Source organism: Streptomyces hawaiiensis, assembly GCF_004803895.1.
GTDB classification, from domain to species: domain Bacteria; phylum Actinomycetota; class Actinomycetes; order Streptomycetales; family Streptomycetaceae; genus Streptomyces; species Streptomyces hawaiiensis.
Map to the genome: position 1 here is coordinate 7,002,650 of NZ_CP021978.1, position 18,858 is coordinate 7,021,507.

The 18,858-nt window shown below is 72.1% G+C and carries 15 protein-coding genes; 7 read left to right on the plus strand and 8 right to left on the minus strand.

The genetic code is table 11. The features are described 5' to 3' along the window. Complete coding sequence (pntB, locus tag CEB94_RS32150; protein ID WP_175435516.1) at nt 1-1,434, plus strand: Re/Si-specific NAD(P)(+) transhydrogenase subunit beta; 1,434 nt, start codon at nt 1-3, stop codon at nt 1,432-1,434. Between the two features lie 148 nt (nt 1,435-1,582). On the opposite strand, the gene argG is transcribed toward pntB, so the two are convergent. The 4 genes from argG to CEB94_RS32170 form a co-directional block, all read right to left on the minus strand. Further along, nucleotides 1,583-3,037, minus strand: coding sequence for an argininosuccinate synthase (gene argG, locus CEB94_RS32155; RefSeq protein ID WP_175435517.1), 1,455 nt, complete (start codon nt 3,035-3,037; stop codon nt 1,583-1,585). A 72-nt stretch (nt 3,038-3,109) separates the two neighbouring features. Beyond that, the gene (gene meaB, locus CEB94_RS32160) at nt 3,110-4,102 is read right to left on the minus strand and encodes a methylmalonyl Co-A mutase-associated GTPase MeaB (protein ID WP_175435518.1); all 993 of its coding nucleotides are present in this window, start codon (nt 4,100-4,102) and stop codon (nt 3,110-3,112) included. Further along, nucleotides 4,099-6,291, minus strand: coding sequence for a methylmalonyl-CoA mutase (scpA, locus tag CEB94_RS32165; protein ID WP_175435519.1), 2,193 nt, complete (start codon nt 6,289-6,291; stop codon nt 4,099-4,101). Before scpA ends, meaB begins: the two co-directional genes overlap by 4 nt. Next, nucleotides 6,291-8,099, minus strand: coding sequence for a methylmalonyl-CoA mutase family protein (locus CEB94_RS32170; RefSeq protein ID WP_175435520.1), 1,809 nt, complete (start codon nt 8,097-8,099; stop codon nt 6,291-6,293). Before CEB94_RS32170 ends, scpA begins: the two co-directional genes overlap by 1 nt. 353 nt (nt 8,100-8,452) lie before the next feature. Here CEB94_RS32170 and kdpF point away from each other — a divergent pair, with 353 nt between their 5' ends. The 5 genes from kdpF to CEB94_RS32195 all read left to right on the plus strand — a co-directional run bounded on the left by kdpF (nt 8,453) and on the right by CEB94_RS32195 (nt 13,643). After that, a complete protein-coding gene (gene kdpF, locus CEB94_RS32175) occupies nt 8,453-8,542 on the plus strand; it encodes a K(+)-transporting ATPase subunit F (RefSeq protein WP_175435521.1) in 90 nt (29 codons plus the stop codon). A 1-nt stretch (nt 8,543) separates the two neighbouring features. Beyond that, nucleotides 8,544-10,208: a potassium-transporting ATPase subunit KdpA gene (gene kdpA, locus CEB94_RS32180; protein ID WP_175435522.1), complete on the plus strand. Its 1,665-nt coding sequence runs from the start codon at nt 8,544-8,546 to the stop codon at nt 10,206-10,208. Continuing rightward, nucleotides 10,205-12,313 (plus strand): potassium-transporting ATPase subunit KdpB, encoded by a 2,109-nt coding sequence (gene kdpB, locus CEB94_RS32185; RefSeq protein ID WP_175435523.1) that lies wholly within the window; start codon nt 10,205-10,207, stop codon nt 12,311-12,313. The genes kdpA and kdpB overlap by 4 nt, the downstream gene beginning before the upstream one ends. Before the next feature lie 5 nt (nt 12,314-12,318). Further along, the gene (locus CEB94_RS32190) at nt 12,319-12,951 is read left to right on the plus strand and encodes a potassium-transporting ATPase subunit C (protein WP_175435524.1); all 633 of its coding nucleotides are present in this window, start codon (nt 12,319-12,321) and stop codon (nt 12,949-12,951) included. A gap of 197 nt (nt 12,952-13,148) precedes the next feature. Next, on the plus strand, nt 13,149-13,643 hold the full coding sequence (locus CEB94_RS32195; RefSeq protein ID WP_175435525.1) for an ATP-binding protein: 495 nt from the start codon (nt 13,149-13,151) through the stop codon (nt 13,641-13,643). Nucleotides 13,644-13,676: 33 nt separating this feature from the next. Here CEB94_RS32195 and CEB94_RS32200 read toward each other — a convergent pair whose 3' ends face one another. After that, nucleotides 13,677-15,032: a hypothetical protein gene (locus CEB94_RS32200; RefSeq protein WP_175437239.1), complete on the minus strand. Its 1,356-nt coding sequence runs from the start codon at nt 15,030-15,032 to the stop codon at nt 13,677-13,679. A 116-nt stretch (nt 15,033-15,148) separates the two neighbouring features. Between CEB94_RS32200 and CEB94_RS32205 the strand changes: the two genes are divergently transcribed. Further along, nucleotides 15,149-16,390, plus strand: a complete 1,242-nt coding sequence (locus tag CEB94_RS32205) for a molybdopterin-dependent oxidoreductase (protein ID WP_175435526.1) — start codon at nt 15,149-15,151, stop codon at nt 16,388-16,390. Between the two features lie 313 nt (nt 16,391-16,703). On the opposite strand, the gene CEB94_RS32210 is transcribed toward CEB94_RS32205, so the two are convergent. The 3 genes from CEB94_RS32210 to CEB94_RS32220 are packed head-to-tail and all read right to left on the minus strand — an operon-like array spanning nt 16,704 to nt 18,795. Beyond that, nucleotides 16,704-17,453 carry a class I SAM-dependent methyltransferase gene (locus CEB94_RS32210; RefSeq protein WP_175435527.1) on the minus strand — a complete coding sequence of 250 codons (750 nt, stop codon included), beginning with the start codon at nt 17,451-17,453 and terminating at the stop codon, nt 16,704-16,706. Continuing rightward, the gene (locus tag CEB94_RS32215) at nt 17,450-18,103 is read right to left on the minus strand and encodes a TIGR04282 family arsenosugar biosynthesis glycosyltransferase (RefSeq protein ID WP_175435528.1); all 654 of its coding nucleotides are present in this window, start codon (nt 18,101-18,103) and stop codon (nt 17,450-17,452) included. The genes CEB94_RS32210 and CEB94_RS32215 overlap by 4 nt, the downstream gene beginning before the upstream one ends. Then, the gene (locus CEB94_RS32220; RefSeq protein ID WP_175435529.1) at nt 18,100-18,795 is read right to left on the minus strand and encodes a glycosyltransferase family 2 protein; all 696 of its coding nucleotides are present in this window, start codon (nt 18,793-18,795) and stop codon (nt 18,100-18,102) included. Before CEB94_RS32220 ends, CEB94_RS32215 begins: the two co-directional genes overlap by 4 nt. Nucleotides 18,796-18,858: the final 63 nt, after the last annotated feature.

Genomic DNA, 18,858 nt, shown 5'->3' on the forward strand with positions numbered 1-18,858 from the left:
ATGACCACAGACACGGCCGCCCAGGCCGCCTACGTCGTCGCCGCGCTGCTGTTCATCCTCAGCCTCGCCGGCCTCTCCCAGCACAAGACGTCCCGTTCGGGGGTCGTCTGGGGTATCGCGGGCATGGTCGTCGCCCTGGCCGCCACGGTCGGGCTGGCCTCCCGCAGCATCACCGCGACCGGGCTCGTGCTGATCGCCGTCGCCACGGCCGCCGGTGCGGGCATCGGCCTGTGGCGGGCCCGGGTGGTCGAGATGACCGGCATGCCGGAGCTGATCGCCATCATGCACAGCCTCGTCGGCCTCGCCGCCACGTTCGTCGGCTGGAACGGCTACCTGGACGTCGACGCCGAGCTCTCCGGTTCGCTGCTGGGCATCCATCACGCCGAGGTGTTCATCGGGGTGTTCATCGGCGCCGTCACCTTCACGGGTTCCGTCGTCGCCTACCTGAAGCTCTCGGCACGCATCAACTCCCGCCCGCTCACGCTGCCGGGCAAGCACGTCCTCAACGTCGGCGCGCTCGTCGCGTTCGTCGGGCTGACGGTGGCGTTCGTCCTACGCCCCGGCATGGGTCTGCTCATCGCCGTCACCGTGATCGCGCTCGCCCTCGGCGCCCATCTGGTCGCCTCCATCGGCGGCGGTGACATGCCGGTGGTCGTCTCCATGCTCAACAGCTACTCCGGCTGGGCCGCCGCGGCCTCGGGCTTCCTGCTCTCCAACAACCTGCTCATCGTCACCGGCGCGCTGGTGGGCTCCTCCGGTGCCTACCTGTCGTACATCATGTGCAAGGCGATGAACCGCTCCTTCATCTCGGTGATCGCGGGCGGGTTCGGCACTCCGGCGGCGGCCGCCGACGACGGCGAACAGGGCGAGCACCGGGAGATCAACGCCGAGGAGACCGCCGAACTGCTCCGCGACGCCACCTCGGTCATCATCACGCCCGGCTACGGCATGGCCGTCGCCCAGGCCCAGTACCCGGTCGCCGAACTGGCGCGCAAGCTGCGCGAGAGGGGCGTGGAGGTGCGGTTCGGCATCCACCCCGTGGCCGGCCGGCTGCCCGGGCACATGAACGTGCTGCTCGCCGAGGCCAACGTGCCGTACGACATCGTCCTGGAGATGGACGAGATCAACGACGACTTCGCCGCCACCTCGGTCGTCCTGGTCATCGGCGCCAACGACACGGTCAACCCGGCCGCCACCGACAACCCGTCCAGCCCGATCGCCGGGATGCCGGTCCTGCACGTGTGGGAGTCGGCCCACGTGATCGTCTTCAAGCGGTCCATGGCCGCCGGCTACGCGGGCGTGCAGAACCCGCTGTTCTTCCGCGAGAACACCCAGATGCTCTTCGGCGACGCCAGGCAGCGCGTCGAGGACATCCTGCGCGGCCTCGACTCCCTGGACGCACCGGTCCGGGAGATGGCCGGCACGTCGCGGTGACGGCGTTGCCCCGCCGGGTCGTCCGGCGGGGCGTCCGGCGCGGCTCGCACCCACCCGCGCCGGCATCCCGGCCCGGCCGGGCCGGACACGGCGAAGGGCCGGCTCGACGTCGTCGAGCCGGCCCTTCGTGCGGGTACCGCCGGGGCGGTCAGTCCGTGCCGGACTCCATCGCCGCGCGGTCCAGCCAGGCGTCCTCCTCCGAGACCGCGCCCCGGGAGGCGATGGCCTGGGCGCCGCCCTGCGGCAGCTCCGGCATGGTGCCGATCAGCCCGGTCGCGGCGGCCTGGGAGGCGCCGATCGTGGGGCTGCCGGTGCCGATCAGGCCCATGCCGGCGTACTGCTCCAGCTTGGCGCGGGAGTCGGCGATGTCGAGGTTGCGCATGGTGAGCTGACCGATGCGGTCCACCGGGCCGAACGCGGAGTCCTCGGTGCGCTCCATGGACAGCTTGTCCGGGTGGTAGCTGAAGGCCGGGCCCTTGGTGTCGAGGATCGAGTAGTCCTCGCCGCGCCGCAGCCGCAGCGTCACCTCGCCGGTGACGGCGGCGCCGACCCAGCGCTGGAGCGACTCGCGGATCATCAGCGCCTGCGGGTCCAGCCAGCGGCCCTCGTACATCAGCCGCCCGAGGCGCCGGCCCTCGGTGTGGTACTGGGCGAGGGTGTCCTCGTTGTGGATCGCGTTGACGAGGCGCTCGTAGGCGGCGTGCAGCAGAGCCATGCCCGGGGCCTCGTAGATGCCGCGGCTCTTGGCCTCGATGATGCGGTTCTCGATCTGGTCCGACATGCCCAGGCCGTGCCGGCCGCCGATGGCGTTGGCCTCCATGACCAGGTCGACGGGGGAGGCGAACTCCTTGCCGTTGACCGACACCGGGCGGCCCTCGGCGAAGCCGATCGTGACGTCCTCGGCGGCGATCTCGACCGACGGGTCCCAGAACCGGACGCCCATGATCGGCTCGACGGTCTCGACGCCGGTGTCCAGGTGCTCCAGGGTCTTGGCCTCGTGCGTGGCGCCCCAGATGTTGGCGTCCGTGGAGTACGCCTTCTCCGTGCTGTCCCGGTAGGGAAGCCCGTGCGCGACCAGCCACTCCGACATTTCCTTGCGGCCGCCGAGCTCCGTCACGAAGGCCGCGTCCAGCCAGGGCTTGTAGATGCGCAGGTGCGGGTTGGCGAGCAGGCCGTAGCGGTAGAACCGCTCGATGTCGTTGCCCTTGAAGGTCGAGCCGTCGCCCCAGATCTGGACGTCGTCCTCGAGCATCGCCCGGACCAGGAGCGTGCCGGTGACGGCGCGGCCGATCGGGGTGGTGTTGAAGTACGCCCGGCCGCCCGAGCGGATGTGGAACGCGCCGCAGGTCAGCGCGGCCAGGCCCTCCTCCACGAGCGCGGCACGGCAGTCGACCAGACGCGCGATCTCGGCCCCGTACGTCTTGGCGCGGCCGGGCACCGAGGCGATGTCGGGCTCGTCGTACTGGCCGATGTCGGCGGTGTAGGTACACGGGACGGCGCCCCTGTCGCGCATCCACGCGACCGCGACGGAGGTGTCGAGACCGCCCGAGAAGGCGATGCCGACGCGCTCGCCGGCGGGCAGGGAGGTGAGGACCTTGGACATAGAAAGAGTATGTATCACTTTGCATAGTCATGCAAGCCGGGTATGTGAATTCCCCGTTCCGCTTGCTTCGGTTCAGGAATCCGCTGCCTCTGAGCCGCCGAGCGCGCCGAGGATCCGCTCGGCGGCCAGCGTCGCGGTCAGCTCGCCCTCCCGGACCCGCTGTTCCAGCACGGGCGCCAGAGCCCGCACGGCCGGATCGGCGTGGAGCCGGCCCAGGAGTTCGTCGCGGACCATGGTCCAGGTCCAGTCGACCTGCTGGTCGCGGCGCTTGGCGGTGAGCCGCCCGGTGGAGTCCAGCAGGGCGCGGTGCTGTTCGAGGCGCTCCCAGACGGTGTCGAGGCCGGTCGACTCGCGGGCGCTGCAGTGCAGCACCGGCGGCGTCCAGAACGCGTCCCTGCCGTGCATCAGCCGCAGCGCGCCCGACAGCTCCCGCGCGGCGGCCCGGGCGTCCCGCTCGTGCGGCCCGTCCGCCTTGTTGACGGCGATCACGTCCGCCAGCTCCAGCACGCCCTTCTTGATGCCCTGGAGCTGGTCGCCCGTGCGGGCGAGGGTGAGCAGCAGGAACGTGTCGACCATGTTCGCGACTGCGGTCTCGGACTGGCCGACGCCGACCGTCTCCACCAGGATCACGTCGTAGCCGGCCGCCTCCATCACCACGATCGACTCGCGGGTGGCCTTGGCGACCCCGCCCAGCGTGCCCGCGGTGGGGGAGGGGCGCACGAACGCCGCCGGGTCCACCGCCAGGCGCTCCATCCGGGTCTTGTCCCCCAGGATCGAACCGCCCGTACGGCTGGAGGACGGGTCGACCGCCAGCACCGCCACCCGGTGCCCCAGCGAGGTGAGCAGCGTGCCGAACGCGTCGATGAACGTCGACTTGCCCACGCCCGGCACCCCGCTGACGCCGATCCGCCGGGCCCGGCCGCTGTGCGGCAGGAGCGCGGTCAGCAACTCCTGGGCCAGGATCCGGTGTTGCGGCCGGGTCGACTCGACGAGGGTGATGGCCCGGGCGATGAGCGCCCGCTTCCCGTCGAGCACGCCCTTCACATACGCGTCGACATCGATCACAGGTCGTGCCCGAGGCCGTCCGACAGTCGCCGCACCAGGTCGTACGCCGCGTCCGGGATCACCGTCCCGGGCGGGAAGACGGCCGCCGCGCCCATCTCCAGGAGGGTGGGCACGTCCTGCGGCGGGATCACGCCGCCGACCACGATCATGATGTCCTCGCGCCCCTCCTCGGCCAGCGCCTCGCGCAGCGCCGGGACGAGGGTGAGGTGACCGGCCGCGAGCGAGGAGACGCCGACGATGTGCACGTCCGCCTCGACGGCCTGCCGGGCCACCTCGGCGGGCGTCTGGAACAGCGGGCCGACGTCCACGTCGAAGCCGAGGTCGGCGAAGGCGGTGGCGATCACCTTCTGGCCGCGGTCGTGGCCGTCCTGGCCCATCTTCGCGACCAGGATGCGCGGGCGGCGGCCCTCGGCCTCGTCGAAGGCGTCCACCAGCGCGCGGGTGCGGTCCACGGACGGGGACTCGCCTGCTTCGTTGCGGTACACACCGGAGATCGTACGGATCTGGCTCGCGTGCCGGCCGTACACCTTCTCCAGGGCGTCGGAGATCTCCCCGACCGTGGCCTTCGCGCGGGCCGCGTGCACCGCCAGCTCCAGCAGGTTGCCCGCGCCGCCGGCGGCCCGGGTCAGCGCGTCCAGCGCGTCCTGGCAGGCCCGCTCGTCCCGCTCGGCGCGCAGCCGCCGCAGCTTCTCGATCTGCTGCGCCCGCACGGAGGAGTTGTCGACCTTCAGCACGTCGATCTGCTCGTCGGTCTCCACCCGGTACTTGTTCACGCCGATGACGGGCTGGCGGCCCGAGTCGATCCGGGCCTGTGTGCGGGCCGCGGCCTCCTCGATGCGCAGCTTGGGGATGCCCGCGTCGATGGCCTTGGCCATGCCGCCCGCGGCCTCGACCTCCTCGATGTGCTGCCAGGCCCGCCGGGCCAGGTCGTACGTCAGCTTCTCCACGTACGCGCTGCCGCCCCACGGGTCGATCACGCGGGTCGTGCCGGACTCCTGCTGGAGCAGCAGCTGCGTGTTGCGGGCGATGCGGGCCGAGAAGTCGGTGGGCAGGGCGAGCGCCTCGTCGAGGGCGTTGGTGTGCAGCGACTGCGTGTGCCCCTGCGTCGCCGCCATGGCCTCGACGCAGGTGCGCGTCACGTTGTTGAAGACGTCCTGCGCGGTCAGGGACCAGCCCGAGGTCTGCGAATGGGTGCGCAGGGACAGGGACTTGGCGTTCTGCGGGTCGAACTGCCTCACCAGCTTCGCCCACAGCAGGCGCGCCGCCCGCAGCTTGGCGACCTCCATGAAGAAGTTCATGCCGATCGCCCAGAAGAACGACAGCCGGGGCGCGAACGCGTCCACGTCCAGGCCGGCCTCGCGGCCCGCCCGGATGTACTCCACGCCGTCCGCGAGTGTGTACGCCAGCTCCAGGTCGGCCGTCGCACCCGCCTCCTGGATGTGATAGCCGGAGATGGAGATGGAGTTGTAGCGGGGCATCCGCTGCGAGGTGAAGGCGAAGATGTCGGAGATGATCCGCATCGACGGCTTCGGCGGATAGATGTAGGTGTTGCGGACCATGAACTCCTTGAGGATGTCGTTCTGGATGGTCCCCGCCAGCTTCTCCGGCGGCACGCCCTGCTCCTCCGCCGCCACGATGTACAGCGCCAGCACCGGCAGCACGGCGCCGTTCATCGTCATCGACACCGTCATCTTGTCCAGCGGGATCCCGTCGAACAGCTGCCGCATGTCGTAGATCGAGTCGATCGCCACGCCCGCCATGCCGACGTCACCGGTCACGCGCGGGTGGTCGCTGTCGTAGCCCCGGTGCGTGGGCAGGTCGAAGGCGACCGACAGGCCCTTCTGGCCGGCCGCGAGGTTGCGCCGGTAGAAGGCGTTGGACTCCTCGGCCGTCGAGAACCCGGCGTACTGACGGATGGTCCAGGGCTGGTTGGCGTACATCGTCGGGTACGGGCCGCGCAGATACGGCGCCGCGCCCGGGTACGTGTCCAGGAAGTCCAGGCCCTCCAGGTCACGGCCGGTGTAGAGCGGCTTGACGGCGATGCCCTCCGGAGTCTCCCAGAGCAGGTCGTCCCCGCCGGACGCGTTCTTGACCGCCGTACGCCACTCGTCGGCGCCGCCGTCGGGGGCCGGGGTGCCCAGCTCGATCCCGGAGAAGTCGGGGACGGAGGGGCCGGAAGGGGCGGACATCAGGACACTCCCATGCGGTCGAGGGTCGCGGACAGCACGGCCACGGCGTCGCAGCCCGCGAAGACGTACGCGTCGACACCGGGATACTCCCCGGGACGGCCCGCGAGGAACACATGCCGTGCGCCGGCGGCCTTCAGGGCCTGGACGGTGGCCTCGGCCTGCTCCGCGTACAGCGCGTCGCTGGAGCACAGCACGGCCTCCGTCGCGCCGCTCTCGGCGAAGGTGCCCTCGGTGACCGGCTCGATGCCGCCCGCCTGGAAGAGATTGGAGGCGAAGGTGAGGCGTGCGGTGTGCGCGGCGGCCGGGCCGAGCGCGGCGAGGTGGATCCGGGGCCGGGAGCCGGTCGCGGCGAGGTGGGCGTCGGAGCGGGCGCGCAGCGTCTCGTACGCCTCGTCACGGCGTACGCGCGGCAGCCCTCCGGAGCGGGTCTCGGGCGCGCTCGCGCGGACGACCGGCTTCTCCGCGAGGAACGGGAACTCGCTGACCCCGGTGACGGGTTCGCGCCGCTTGGCGAGCCTGCCGGTGCGGGCCTGCCATGTCTCGGCCAGGTCCCGCGCGAGATCCCCGGAACGCAGGGCGGCCGCCTGGCCGCCGACCCTCTCGATCCGCTGGAAGAACTCCCAGCCCGCGTGGGCGAGTTCGTCGGTGAGCCGCTCCACATACCAGGAGCCGCCCGCCGGGTCGATCACCCGGGACAGGTGCGATTCCTCGATGAGGATCGTGGAGGTGTTGCGGGCGATCCGGCGCGCGAACGCGTCCGGCAGGCCGAGGGCGTGGTCGAAGGGCAGCACGGTGACCGCGTCGGCCCCGCCCGCACCGGCGGCCAGCGTGGCGATGGTGGTGCGCAGCATGTTCACCCACGGGTCGCGGCGCGTCATCATCACCGGCGAGGTGACGACGTGCTGGAGCTGCGCCCCCGCGCGCGAAGCCCCGCAGACCTCGGCCACCCGGGCCCACAGCCGGCGCGCGGCCCGCAGCTTGGCGATCGTCAGGAACTGGTCGGCGGTCGCCGCGTACCGGAACTCCAGCTGCCCACAGGCCTGTTCGACATCCAGCCCGGCCCCGGTCAGCTCCCGCAGATACGCCACCCCGGTGGCCAGCGAGCAGCCCAGCTCCTGGGCGGCCGAACCGCCGGCCTCGTGATACGGCAGTGCGTCCACGGTCAGCGCCCGCAGCCCCGGGTACTCCCCGGCACACAGCCGCGCGAGCTCCGCCGCCGGCGCGGTGTCGCACCGCTGCCCGGTGCGGGCCTCGTGCCCGAGCGGATCCGCGCCCAGATTGCCGCGCGCCGCGTCCCGGGCGACACCCCGCTCCTCGTAGACCCGCAGCAACTCCCGCGCGGCGGACTCGGCCTCGCGCCCCGCGTCGAGGACGACGGGCGCCAGATCGAGATACACGCCGTCGAGGACCCGGCCGAGGTCCGGCACCGCGATGCCGCCTTCCCCGACCGTCAGCCAGAGGGAGGTGACGCCGTTCTCCAGGTCCCCGAGCACCGCGTCACGGTCGGCCGCGGAGTGCCGTTGCCGTACGTCCCAGCCGCCGACCGTGTTCCCCTCGGCGCGGCCGCCGCGTACAAAGGGGGCGAAACCGGGGAAACCCGGCTCGGGCGCGGAGTCGCGGGCGGTGTAGAGGGGGCGGGTACGCAACCCGTCCTCCAGCGCGGTGGACAGGGCTTCCTCGGCCTCGGCTCCCTCGACGTCCTTGCCCGATTTGCGCAGCACGCCCGCCACAAGGCGCTGCCACTGCTCATGGGGCACATCAGGGAACTCGCCGGCCAGCTCAAGCCCGTCGTCAGGCAGGACCGTCATGCCCGGATGTTAGGCCACGTTAACGAACGAGCAGCAGAGGGAACGGCTGTGACCTTGCCCTCGCCCTGGCTGTGACCCCGCTCTCCCCGCCGTCACGGCCGGGATCGTCGCCCGTGCCGGCGAGCGATCCGCCCGCAGCGGCCCGTCGCGTCAAGGTGCCGTCAAAGCCGCGGCCACCGCCGTAAGGGACCCGTCAACGGACGATCCGATCCGGCCATCCGGGCGCTTTCCTCGAAGCGTCCGTTTCCCCACACCTCACTCCAGGAGTTCGCGATGGCCGATGCGGCCTTCGTCGTCACCGTGCTCGCGGGTTTCACGCTGGTGGCCCTCGTCGCCAAGGGGGTGACGAAGCTGTGACCGCGGAGAACATCACCGGCCTGGTCGTGGCCGTCGCCCTGCTGGGCTATCTCGTCCTCGCCCTGATCTTCCCGGAGAGGTTCTGAGATGGGCCCCGTCCTCGCCGGCGTCCTCCAGCTGCTCGCCCTCACCGCGGCACTGGCGCTCGCGTACGTCCCCGCCGGCACCTACATGGCCCGGGTGTACTCGTCGAAGCAGCACCTGCGGGCGGAGAGGTGGATCTACCGGGCCATCGGCGCCGACCCCGACACCGAGATGACCTGGACCGCGTATCTGCGCGGTGTCCTCGCCTTCTCGGTCGTCGGCGTGCTGTTCCTCTATCTGCTCATGCGGCTCCAGGGCGTCCTGCCCGGCTCGCTCGGCTTCGCGTCGCTCGACCCGGCGCAGTCGTTCAACACAGCCGTGTCGTTCGTGACCAACACCGACTGGCAGTCGTACTACGGCGAGCAGACCATGGGGCACGTCGTGCAGACGGCCGGGCTCGCCGTGCAGAACTTCCTCTCCGCGGCCGTCGGCATGGCCGTCGCGGTGGCCCTCGTCCGGGGCTTCGCCCGCGCTCGCACCGGCGACCTCGGGAACTTCTGGTGCGACCTGGTGCGCGGCACCGTGCGGATCCTGGTGCCGGCCGCGGCGGTCGCCGCCGTCGTGCTGGTCGCCTGTGGGGTGATCCAGAACTTCTCCGGGATCCATGAGGTCGGTCAGTTCATGGGCGGCTCCCAGCAGTGGAACGGCGGCGCGGTCGCCTCGCAGGAGGCCATCAAGGAGCTGGGCACCAACGGCGGCGGCTACTTCAACGCCAATTCCGCCCACCCCTTCGAGAACCCGACGCCTTTCACCAACCTCTTCGAGATCTTCCTGATCCTGGTCATCCCGTTCTCACTGACCCGCACGTTCGGCGTGCTGGTCGGCGACGTGAGGCAGGGCCTCGCGATCCTCGCCACGATGTTCACGATCTGGCTGGGTTTCGTGGCCCTGATGATGTGGACGGAGTTCGCCCACCACGGCCCGGCCCCGCAGGCCGCGGGCGGGGCGATGGAGGGCAAGGAGGTCCGTTTCGGCGTCGGGGCGTCCTCGATCTTCGCGGTGTCGACGACCCTCACCTCGACCGGCGCCGTCGACTCCTTCCACTCCTCCTTCACGGGCCTCGGCGGCGGCCTCGCCATGCTCTCGATGATGCTGGGCGAGATCGCCCCCGGCGGCACCGGCTCCGGCCTCTACGGCATGCTGATACTGGCGGTCATCGCGGTGTTCATCGCCGGTCTCATGGTCGGCCGCACACCCGAGTATCTGGGCAAGAAGATCGGCGCCCGGGAGATGAAGCTCGCCGCCTGCTACCTCCTGATCACCCCGGCCCTGGTACTGGTCTTCACCGCGGCGTCCATGGCTCTGCCGACCCTGCCCCACTCGATGCTGAACCCGGGCGCGCACGGCTTCTCCGAGGTCCTCTACGCCTTCACCTCCGCCGCCAACAACAACGGCTCGGCCTTCGCCGGCCTGAACGCGAACACCGACTGGTTCAACACCATGACCGCACTCGCGATGCTGCTCGGCCGCTTCCTGCCCATGGTCTTCGTCCTGGCCCTGGCCGGCTCGCTCGCCGGGCAGCGGCCGGTCCCGGTCACCGCGGGCACCCTGCGCACCGAGAAGCCGCTCTTCACCGGCCTGCTGGTCGGCGCCGTGCTGATCATCACCGGTCTGACGTACTTCCCGGCCCTCGCGCTGGGCCCCCTCGCCGAGGGGCTGGCGTCATGACCACCCGCACCGAACCCCACGAGGACTCCATGTCCACTCCCGCCCTGGTGCCCCGCCCGGACACGCCGACGCGGCACAAGGCCCCCGAGACCCGCGTCGGAGCGGGCCTGTTCGACCCCCGGCAGCTGATCAGGTCCCTGCCGGACGCCTTCCGCAAGCTCGACCCGCGGGTGATGGTCACCTCGCCCGTGATGTTCGTGGTGTGGGTCGGCTCGGTCCTGACGACCGTGTTCTCCTTCGAAGACCCGGGCGACTGGTTCGGCTGGGCGATCAGCGCCTGGCTGTGGCTGACCGTGATCTTCGCCAACCTGGCGGAGGCGGTCGCCGAGGGCCGCGGCAAGGCCCAGGCCGACACCCTGCGCAAGGCCAAGACGGACAGCGTGGCCCGCAAGGTGGACGGCACGCTCGTCCCCGGTACCGAGCTGAGAATCGGCGACCTGGTCGTCTGCGAGGCGGGCGACGTCATCCCCGGCGACGGGGACGTCGTCGAGGGGGTGGCGTCCGTCGACGAGTCGGCCATCACCGGCGAGTCGGCCCCGGTCATCCGCGAGTCCGGCGGCGACCGTTCGGCCGTCACCGGCGGTACGAAGGTGCTGTCCGACCGGATCGTCGTCCGCATCACGACCAAGCCGGGCGAGACCTTCATCGACCGGATGATCGGCCTCGTCGAGGGCGCCGCACGGCAGAAGACCCCCAACGAGATCGCGCTGAACATCCTGCTCGCCTCGCTGACGATCGTCTTCCTGCTCGCCTGCGCCACCCTGCCGTCCCTCGCCGACTACGCCGGCACGCGGCTGACGATGGTCGTGCTGGTGGCGCTCCTGGTGTGCCTGATACCGACGACCATCGGCGCGCTGCTGTCGGCGATCGGCATCGCGGGCATGGACCGGCTGGTGCAGCGCAACGTGCTGGCCATGTCCGGGCGGGCGGTCGAGGCGGCGGGCGACGTGTCGACGCTGCTGCTCGACAAGACCGGCACCATCACCCTCGGCAACCGGCAGGCCGCCGGGTTCGTTCCGGTGCACGGCGTGAGCGAGGCCGAACTCGCCGACGCGGCCCAGCTGTCGTCGCTGGCCGACCAGACGCCCGAGGGCCGTTCCGTCGTCGTCCTGGCCACGGAGAAGCACGGGCTGCGCGAGCGCGAGCCCGTCGGCGCCGAATGGATCGCCTTCACCGCGCAGACCCGGATGTCCGGTGTCGACGCCGGCGGCCGCAAGGTCCGCAAGGGCGCCACGGCGTCGGTCGTCGCCTGGGTCGAGGGGCGGGGCGGCACCGTCGCCGAGGACGCCGAGGGGCTCGCCGCCCGGATCTCCGAGGCGGGCGGCACCCCGCTGCTGGTCGCCGTCGAGGACGCGGAGGGCGCTCGGGTGCTCGGCGTCGTCCACCTCAAGGACGTCGTCAAGGACGGCATGCGGGAGCGGTTCGGGGAACTGCGCCGCATGGGCATCAGGACCGTCATGATCACCGGCGACAACCCGCTGACGGCCAGGGCCATCGCCGAGGAGGCCGGTGTCGACGACTTCCTCGCCGAGGCCACGCCCGAGGACAAGATGGCCCTCATCAAGCGCGAGCAGGCGGGCGGCAAACTCGTCGCGATGACCGGCGACGGCACCAACGACGCCCCGGCACTGGCCCAGGCGGACGTCGGCGTGGCCATGAACACCGGCACGTCGGCCGCGAAGGAGGCCGGCAACATGGTCGACCTCGACTCCGACCCCACCAAACTCATCGAGATCGTCGAGATCGGCAAGCAACTCCTCATCACCCGGGGCGCGTTGACGACGTTCTCCATCGCCAACGACGTCGCCAAGTACTTCGCGATCATCCCGGCGCTGTTCGCGGCGGTCCACCCGGGCCTGGACAAACTCAACATCATGGGCCTGTCCTCGCCCGACTCCGCGATCCTGTCGGCCGTCGTCTTCAACGCGCTGATCATCGTCGCCCTGGTGCCGCTGTCCCTGAAGGGCGTGCGCTACCGGCCGCTCAGCGCAGACAAGCTGCTCCGCCGCAACCTCACGGTCTACGGCCTCGGCGGCCTGATCGCCCCCTTCCTCGGCATCAAGCTCATCGACCTGATCGTCTCGCTCATCCCCGGGATCGGCTGACAGCCATGAACAACTCCGTCAGGAACACCGCCCGGCTGCTCGGGGCGGGCCTGCGTGCCCTGCTCGTGCTGACCCTGGTGACGGGCGTCCTCTACCCACTGGTCATCACCGGCGTCGCCCAGGGGCTGTTCCCCGGCAAGGCGAACGGCTCCGAGGTCGGGGCGGACGGCAGGGTCGTCGGCTCGTCCCTGATCGGGCAACAGGGGTACAGCCCGGACTACTTCCAACCGCGCCCCGCGAACGGCCTGGGCGAGAACTTCGTCAACACGCGGTACAAGCTGATCCTGTCCGGCGCCACCAACCTCTCCGCCGACAACGAGAAGCTGGTCAAATCGGTGCTCGCGGCCAAGGCCAAGGTGGTGAAGGACAACTCGACCGCCGACTACGAGGTGAACCCCGCCGACGTCCCCGCCGACGCCGTCACCTCCTCCGGCTCCGGCCTCGACCCCGACATCTCCCCGCGGTACGCCGGCCTCCAGGTCCACCGGGTCGCCGAACGCAATCACCTCTCCGTCGCCCGGGTCCAACGGCTCGTCGACCTGCACACCGAGGGCCGCACCCTGGGCTTCATGGGCGAACCCCGCGTGAACGTCCTCGCGCTCAACATCGCGCTCAAGGACCTCGTGGCGAAGAACTGAGCAGCTCGGCGCAGTACGGACATCACCGCTTGCGCCCCACGGCCCGACGGTCCTCCGGCGCGGAGAACGCCGCTACGCGAGTGCGGCGCAGAGCACATCACAACGGTGGGCCGCCGGCAGTATGCGCGGTCCGTGCCGGGGTAAACGAACGACCGAAAGGCCACTCAGCAACACGAACAACAACGAAAGAGCCCCCTATGGTCATCCCGCTTATGAAGCAGGCGGCAGATGGGCCGGGCGCGGACGAGCAGGCCACCCTGCGCTGCGGCGCGGTCTGGGCCGACGGCGCGGCGTGCGCCGTCGAGGCGCGCCGGGCGCTGCACGCGTTCCTGGCGCACGTACCGTGTACCGGCCGCACACCCGTGCCGGCCCCGCTGGCGATCGACGCCGAACTGGTCGTCAGCGAAATGGTCACCAACGCGATCCGGCACGCTCCCGGCCCCTGCGGGATGATCCTTCAGCTGTCCGGCGACGGACTGGCCATCACCGTGTGGGACACCTCCACCGAACAGCCGGTGGTCAGGAAGCGCGACGGGCAGCGCTTCGGCGGCCACGGCATGCACGTCGTGCACGCGGTCAGCAGCGAGGTCTCCGTCGCGTCCCTCGGCCACGGGAAGCAGATCACCGCCCGTCTGCGCCCCGCCCCGGACGACGACCACGGCGCGACGGTCACGGCCGTTCCCGCCGCTTGACGCCCGGCCGACGGGACCTGTTCCCGGCAGCGGTCACCACCCGGTGAGCAGCAGATGGTTGAGGAACAGGGCGAGCAGCGCCTGGGCGGTGAGCCAGATGCGAGGGCGGGTGAGGAACGCGCATGCCGGGAGCAGCCACAGGGCGAAGGGGAGCCAGATGCGTTCCGTCTCCGCCTTGCTCATGCCGGACAGGTCGGCCACCAGCAGGGCGAGGAGCGCGGCGGACACGAGGAACGCGAGGCGGACGCCGGCCCGGGGCCCGGTGCGACGCCGGAGCAGCACGGCGCCCGTCCGCCGCAGCCCCGCCGCCGTCGCCAGTCCCGTGACGAGCACCGTGCAGGCCAGGTTGGCCCATACCCAGTAGCCGTAGGGGCGGATGCCGCCCGCACCCTGGCCGTAGCGCGTGACCAGCAGGTGGTAGGCCTCCCACCAGTCGAAGCCCGCGAGCGTGAACATCGTGGGGACCACGGTCAGTCCGGCGAGCAACGGCGCGATCAGGGCCGGGCGCTCCCGGACCCCGTGGCGGCCGAGCACCAGCACCGCCGCCGCGATCAGTGCCACCAGCGTGAGGCCGTACGACAAGTAGCAGGTCAGGCCGAGAAGCAGCCCGGACGCGCCCGCCCACCCCAGGGATTTCCGGGTGACCGCCAGAGCCAGCAGGGCCACCGCCCACGCCGCCACCGCCGCGAAGTACGCGTCCGCCGAGGTGCCCATCCACACGGCCGCCGGGGCCAGGACCAGGAACGGGGCCGCCCGGCGGGCGAGTGCCTCGTCGGCCAGGGCGCGGATCGTGACCAGCACGGCCACGCAGGCGGTCGCCCCGACGGTGATGCACCACATCCCCGCCCACCCCCCGCCCCGCAGCCCGATCCGGTCGAGCAGCACGAAGGTGAGGGTGGCGGCGGGCGGGTGCCCGGCGATGTGGGCGGGCCAGTTGTCGGGGGAGTCGAGCAGGATGTGCTGGGTGAAGTCCCGCAGCGCTGCCGGGATGTCGTCGAAGCGGTCGATGACCTGGAGGTACTCGTAGCGGGTGGTGAGCCTGCGCGCGATGCCCCGGTGCCAGCCGTCGACCAGGGCGAGGGAGAAGATCCATGCCATGGCGGTGCCCCAGGCGGCCGGGAGCAGGGCACGCCAGGGGAGACGGGCCGCCAGCGCGGGGCCGTGGGCGACGGTGGCGATCGCCACCAGGACGGCGGCCGGGGTGCCGGGGCCCAGATGCGGTCCCCAGGACGCCAGCAGCGGGGGCCAGTCGACGAACAGCGTCCGGCTGGTCTCCTCGATGTGGCGGCCGACCAGCACGGACGCCGTCACGAGCAGTACGGCGGCCCCGGCGGCGTACAGGTCGCGGCGCGGGCCTCGGGACGGTGGGGCGGAGGGCGGGGTGCGGATCACACCGGCACGCTAGGCCGCGCGGCGGGTCGCCGGCCGCCGACCGGGCCTGATGTCAGCGTTTCGTCATGGGTCGCGCACCCTTTCACGGGGCCGCCCCGGCCTACCGTCGGCTCATGCGAGACGACCCACGCGACCCGCGGCTCCCCACATCCCCCGGCTTCTGGCGCAGCCCACTGCGCGGCCCCTGGTTCACCTCGGTGCTGGGCCTCGTCCTGCTCGGCGGCATCACAGTGCTGTTCGTGACGGGACTCCTCTCGTACGCCGCCTACAACCCGGACCTGTCGCCGGTCAACGACAAGACCCCGGACAAGGGGATCCTCGGCTTCTACCTGTTCGCCTGGCCGACGAACCCGCACTGGCTGTACCGGCTCAACCAGGGCGTCCACGTCACCCTCGGCATCGCCCTGATCCCCGTCCTGCTGGCCAAGCTGTGGTCCGTCGTGCCGAGACTGTTCACCCTGCCCCCCGCCCGCTCGCTCACCCACGCGCTGGAGCGGATCTCGCTGCTCCTGCTCGTGGGCGGCGGGCTGTTCGAGTTCGTGACCGGCGTCCTCAACGTCCAGCTCGACTACGTCTTCCCGGGCTCGTTCTACCCCCTGCACTTCTACGGCGCCTGGGTGTTCTTCGCCGCCTTCGTGGCCCACGCGCTGCTGAAGACGCCCACGGCACTGCGCAACCTGCGGCGGCTGCGGGAGGAGAAGAACGACCTGGTGTCCCCGCGCCCCGCCGAGCCGACCGTCTCCCGGCGGGGCGCCCTGTGGTTCGTCGGGGGCGGCTCGCTGCTGCTGTTCGCCACGACCGTGGGGCAGAACTTCGGCGGCCCGCTGCGGCGCACCGCCCTCCTCGCCCCGCACGGCGGCGGCGAACCCGGCAGCGGCCCGAACGGCTTCCAGATCAACAAGACCGCCGCGTACGCCGGGATCGACACGGCGCAAGCGGCCGAAGACACGTGGCGGCTCGTCGTGACGGGGCGCACCGGCACGGTCCGCCTCAGCCGCGCCCAGCTCGCCGGCCTCCCCTCGTACAGCGCGTCGCTGCCCATCGCGTGCGTGGAGGGCTGGTCCACACCGGACCAGTGGTGGCGCGGGGTGCGACTGCGCGACCTCGCGGCCCTCGTCGGGTACGAGGACGACCCACCGGACGTGTTCGTCGAATCCCTCCAGCCCCGCGGCGCCTTCCGGAAGGCCGCCCTGCGCGCCAACCAGGTGGCCGACCCGCGTTCCCTGCTCGCCCTGTACGTCAACGGCGAGGAGCTGTCCCCCGACCACGGCTACCCGGCGCGGATCATCGTGCCCGCGGCGCCCGGTGTGCTGAACACCAAGTGGGTGGCCCGGATGACGTTCGGAGACCTGTGATGCGAGGACGCTTCGTCATCGGCAGCCCCCTGCAACTGCTGCTGCTGTCCTGCTCGTTCGCCCTCGCGGCCTACGCGGGAGTGCGCCTGCTCGCCGGGGACTGGTTCGGCGTGGCGCTGTGGGTCGTGGGCGCGGCGCTGCTGCACGACCTCGTGCTGCTGCCGTTGTACGCGGCGGCGGACCGGGCGGTGGTACGGGGGCTCGGCGCGGTCCGCCGCCGGGAGTGGGTGCCGTACGCGCGCGTACCGGCAGCCCTCTCCGGGCTGCTGCTCCTCGTGTGGTTCCCGCTGATCAGCGGCATGGTCGAGCAGCGCTACCGGTCCGCCACCGGCCTGCCCGCCGACGTGTTCCTGGCGCGCTGGCTGCTGATCACCGCGGCCCTCTTCGCAGGCTCGGCGCTGCTGTTGGTGGTGCGGCTGCGCAGGGCGGCGAAGCGCCGTCCGCCGGCCGTCCACTGACCGGCCGGCTCCCAGCCCCGCGCGTTGTGGAGCAGCGCGCGGGTGCCGAGCCGCGCCCAGGGGAAGGGATCGCCGGTGGTGGCGTGGGCGTCGGTGATGTGGACGCGCACGCGTTCGTCGACGTCCGCGGGCGCGGTCTCGGCGATCAGCAGACCGCCCGGCCGCAGGAGTTCGGCGACCCGCTCCAGCAGGGCGCGCGGATCACCCCCGATGCCGATGTTGCCGTCCATGAGCAGGACGGTGTCCCAGCGGCCCTCGCCCGGCAGCGGCTCGAAGACCGACCGCCGCAGCGCCTGACCCCCGAGCCGCAGGGTGTGCTCCACCGCGGCCTCGCTGACGTCGATCCCGAGGGCGGGCCGCCCCCGGGCGGCGAGCTCCGCGACCAGCCGCCCCGGCCCGCACCCCACGTCCAGCACGGCCCCCTCACAGCGGTCCAGGACGTCCCGGTCGACCGGGTCGGCCCGGGCGCACCAGCGCTCCACCTCCAGCGGCAGCAGCCAGCCGTCGGCGCGCCGCAGGAACAGCGGGCCGCGGCCGGCGCGCAGGGCGGCGTCGTAGGGGTCGGCGGCGGCCCAGGCAAGGGCGGTGGCGGGTGGGGCGCTCATCGGGGACCGACCGGGCGCGAGACCGGCCCGGTGACAGGCCCCCCGGCCGCCGTGCAGCGGGCCAGCCGGGCCGCGAAGCGCCCCCGCGGTGCCAGCGCGGCGACGGCGTGCGCGTCGGCGGCGGTGTCGACGTCCCGCAGCGGCGGCAGGTCGCGTACGCGCAGGCCCGCGGCGACCAGCCGCTCCCGCTGAACGGCTCCCGTCACCGGCGTCGACATGGGCACACCCCGCAGCAGGGCGGGGTCCGGACACGCCAGGCCCAGGGCCCAGAAACCGCCGTCCTCCGCCGGGCCGAACCAGGCGTCGCAGCCGGCGAAGTCCACGGTGAGCAGCTCCGGGGTCACCTGCGGGGTGTCCATGCCGACGAGCAGGGCGGGGCCCGAGCAGCGTGCGAAGGCCTCCGCCAGCCGCTCGTCCAGACCGCCCGCGCACTGCGCCACGACGTCGAAACCGGGCGGCAGCCAGGGACCGGGGGCACCGTCGAGCACGAGGACGCGCCGGGTGGCGGGTGTGGCGGCCACGGCGTGCAGCGTGTCCGCGAGGGCGGCTTCGGCCAGTTCGGCTGCCTGCCCGGGCGTGAAAGGCGGCGTGAGCCGCGTCTTCACCCGCCCCGGTCGCGGCTCCTTGGCGATGACGAGGAGCGTGGTCAACGGAGGGTTCCCCCTTCATGCGCGGGCGTTTCGGCCAGCACGCGGCTCATGTCCCGGACGGCCTGCCAGGTACCGCGCCAGGTGCCCGTCACCTTCGAGGCTCCGGTGCGCGGCAGATACGGCACGTCGTGCTCGGCGATCCGCCACCCGGCGTCGGCCGCACGGACGACCATCTGGAGCGGGTAGCCGCTGCGCCGGTCGCTGAGGCCGAGGGCGAGCAGCGGCTCCCGGCGGGCGGCCCGCAGTGGACCGAGGTCGTGCAGGCGCAGCCCGGTGCGGCGGCGCAGCATCCGCGCGAGCGCGAGATTGCCGGCCCGGGCATGCGGCGGCCACGCGCCGCGCCCCTGCGGACGCCGCCGCCCGAGCACCAGGTCGGCCGTGCCCTCGCGCACCTCGCGCACGAAGGGGGCCAGGAGCGCAGGGTCGAGGGAGGCGTCGCAGTCGCAGAAGCACACCACGTCGGCGGTGGCGGCCGTCAGCCCCGCGTGGCAGGCCGCGCCGAAGCCCCGCCGTGGCTCGTGCAGCACGGTCGCGCCCCACGCGCGGGCGACTTGAGCCGAGCCATCCGTGGAACCGTTGTCGACGACGAGTGCGCGCCAGCCCGGCGGAATCCGTTCGAGCACCCAGGGAAGGGCCTCGGCCTCGTTCAGGCAGGGCAGCACCACGTCGACGTCCGAAGGTGTCGTCGTCACGGTTTCACCCTACGAACGCGAATCGGGCATACCGGACCATCGCTCCTTACGAAACGCGGACGT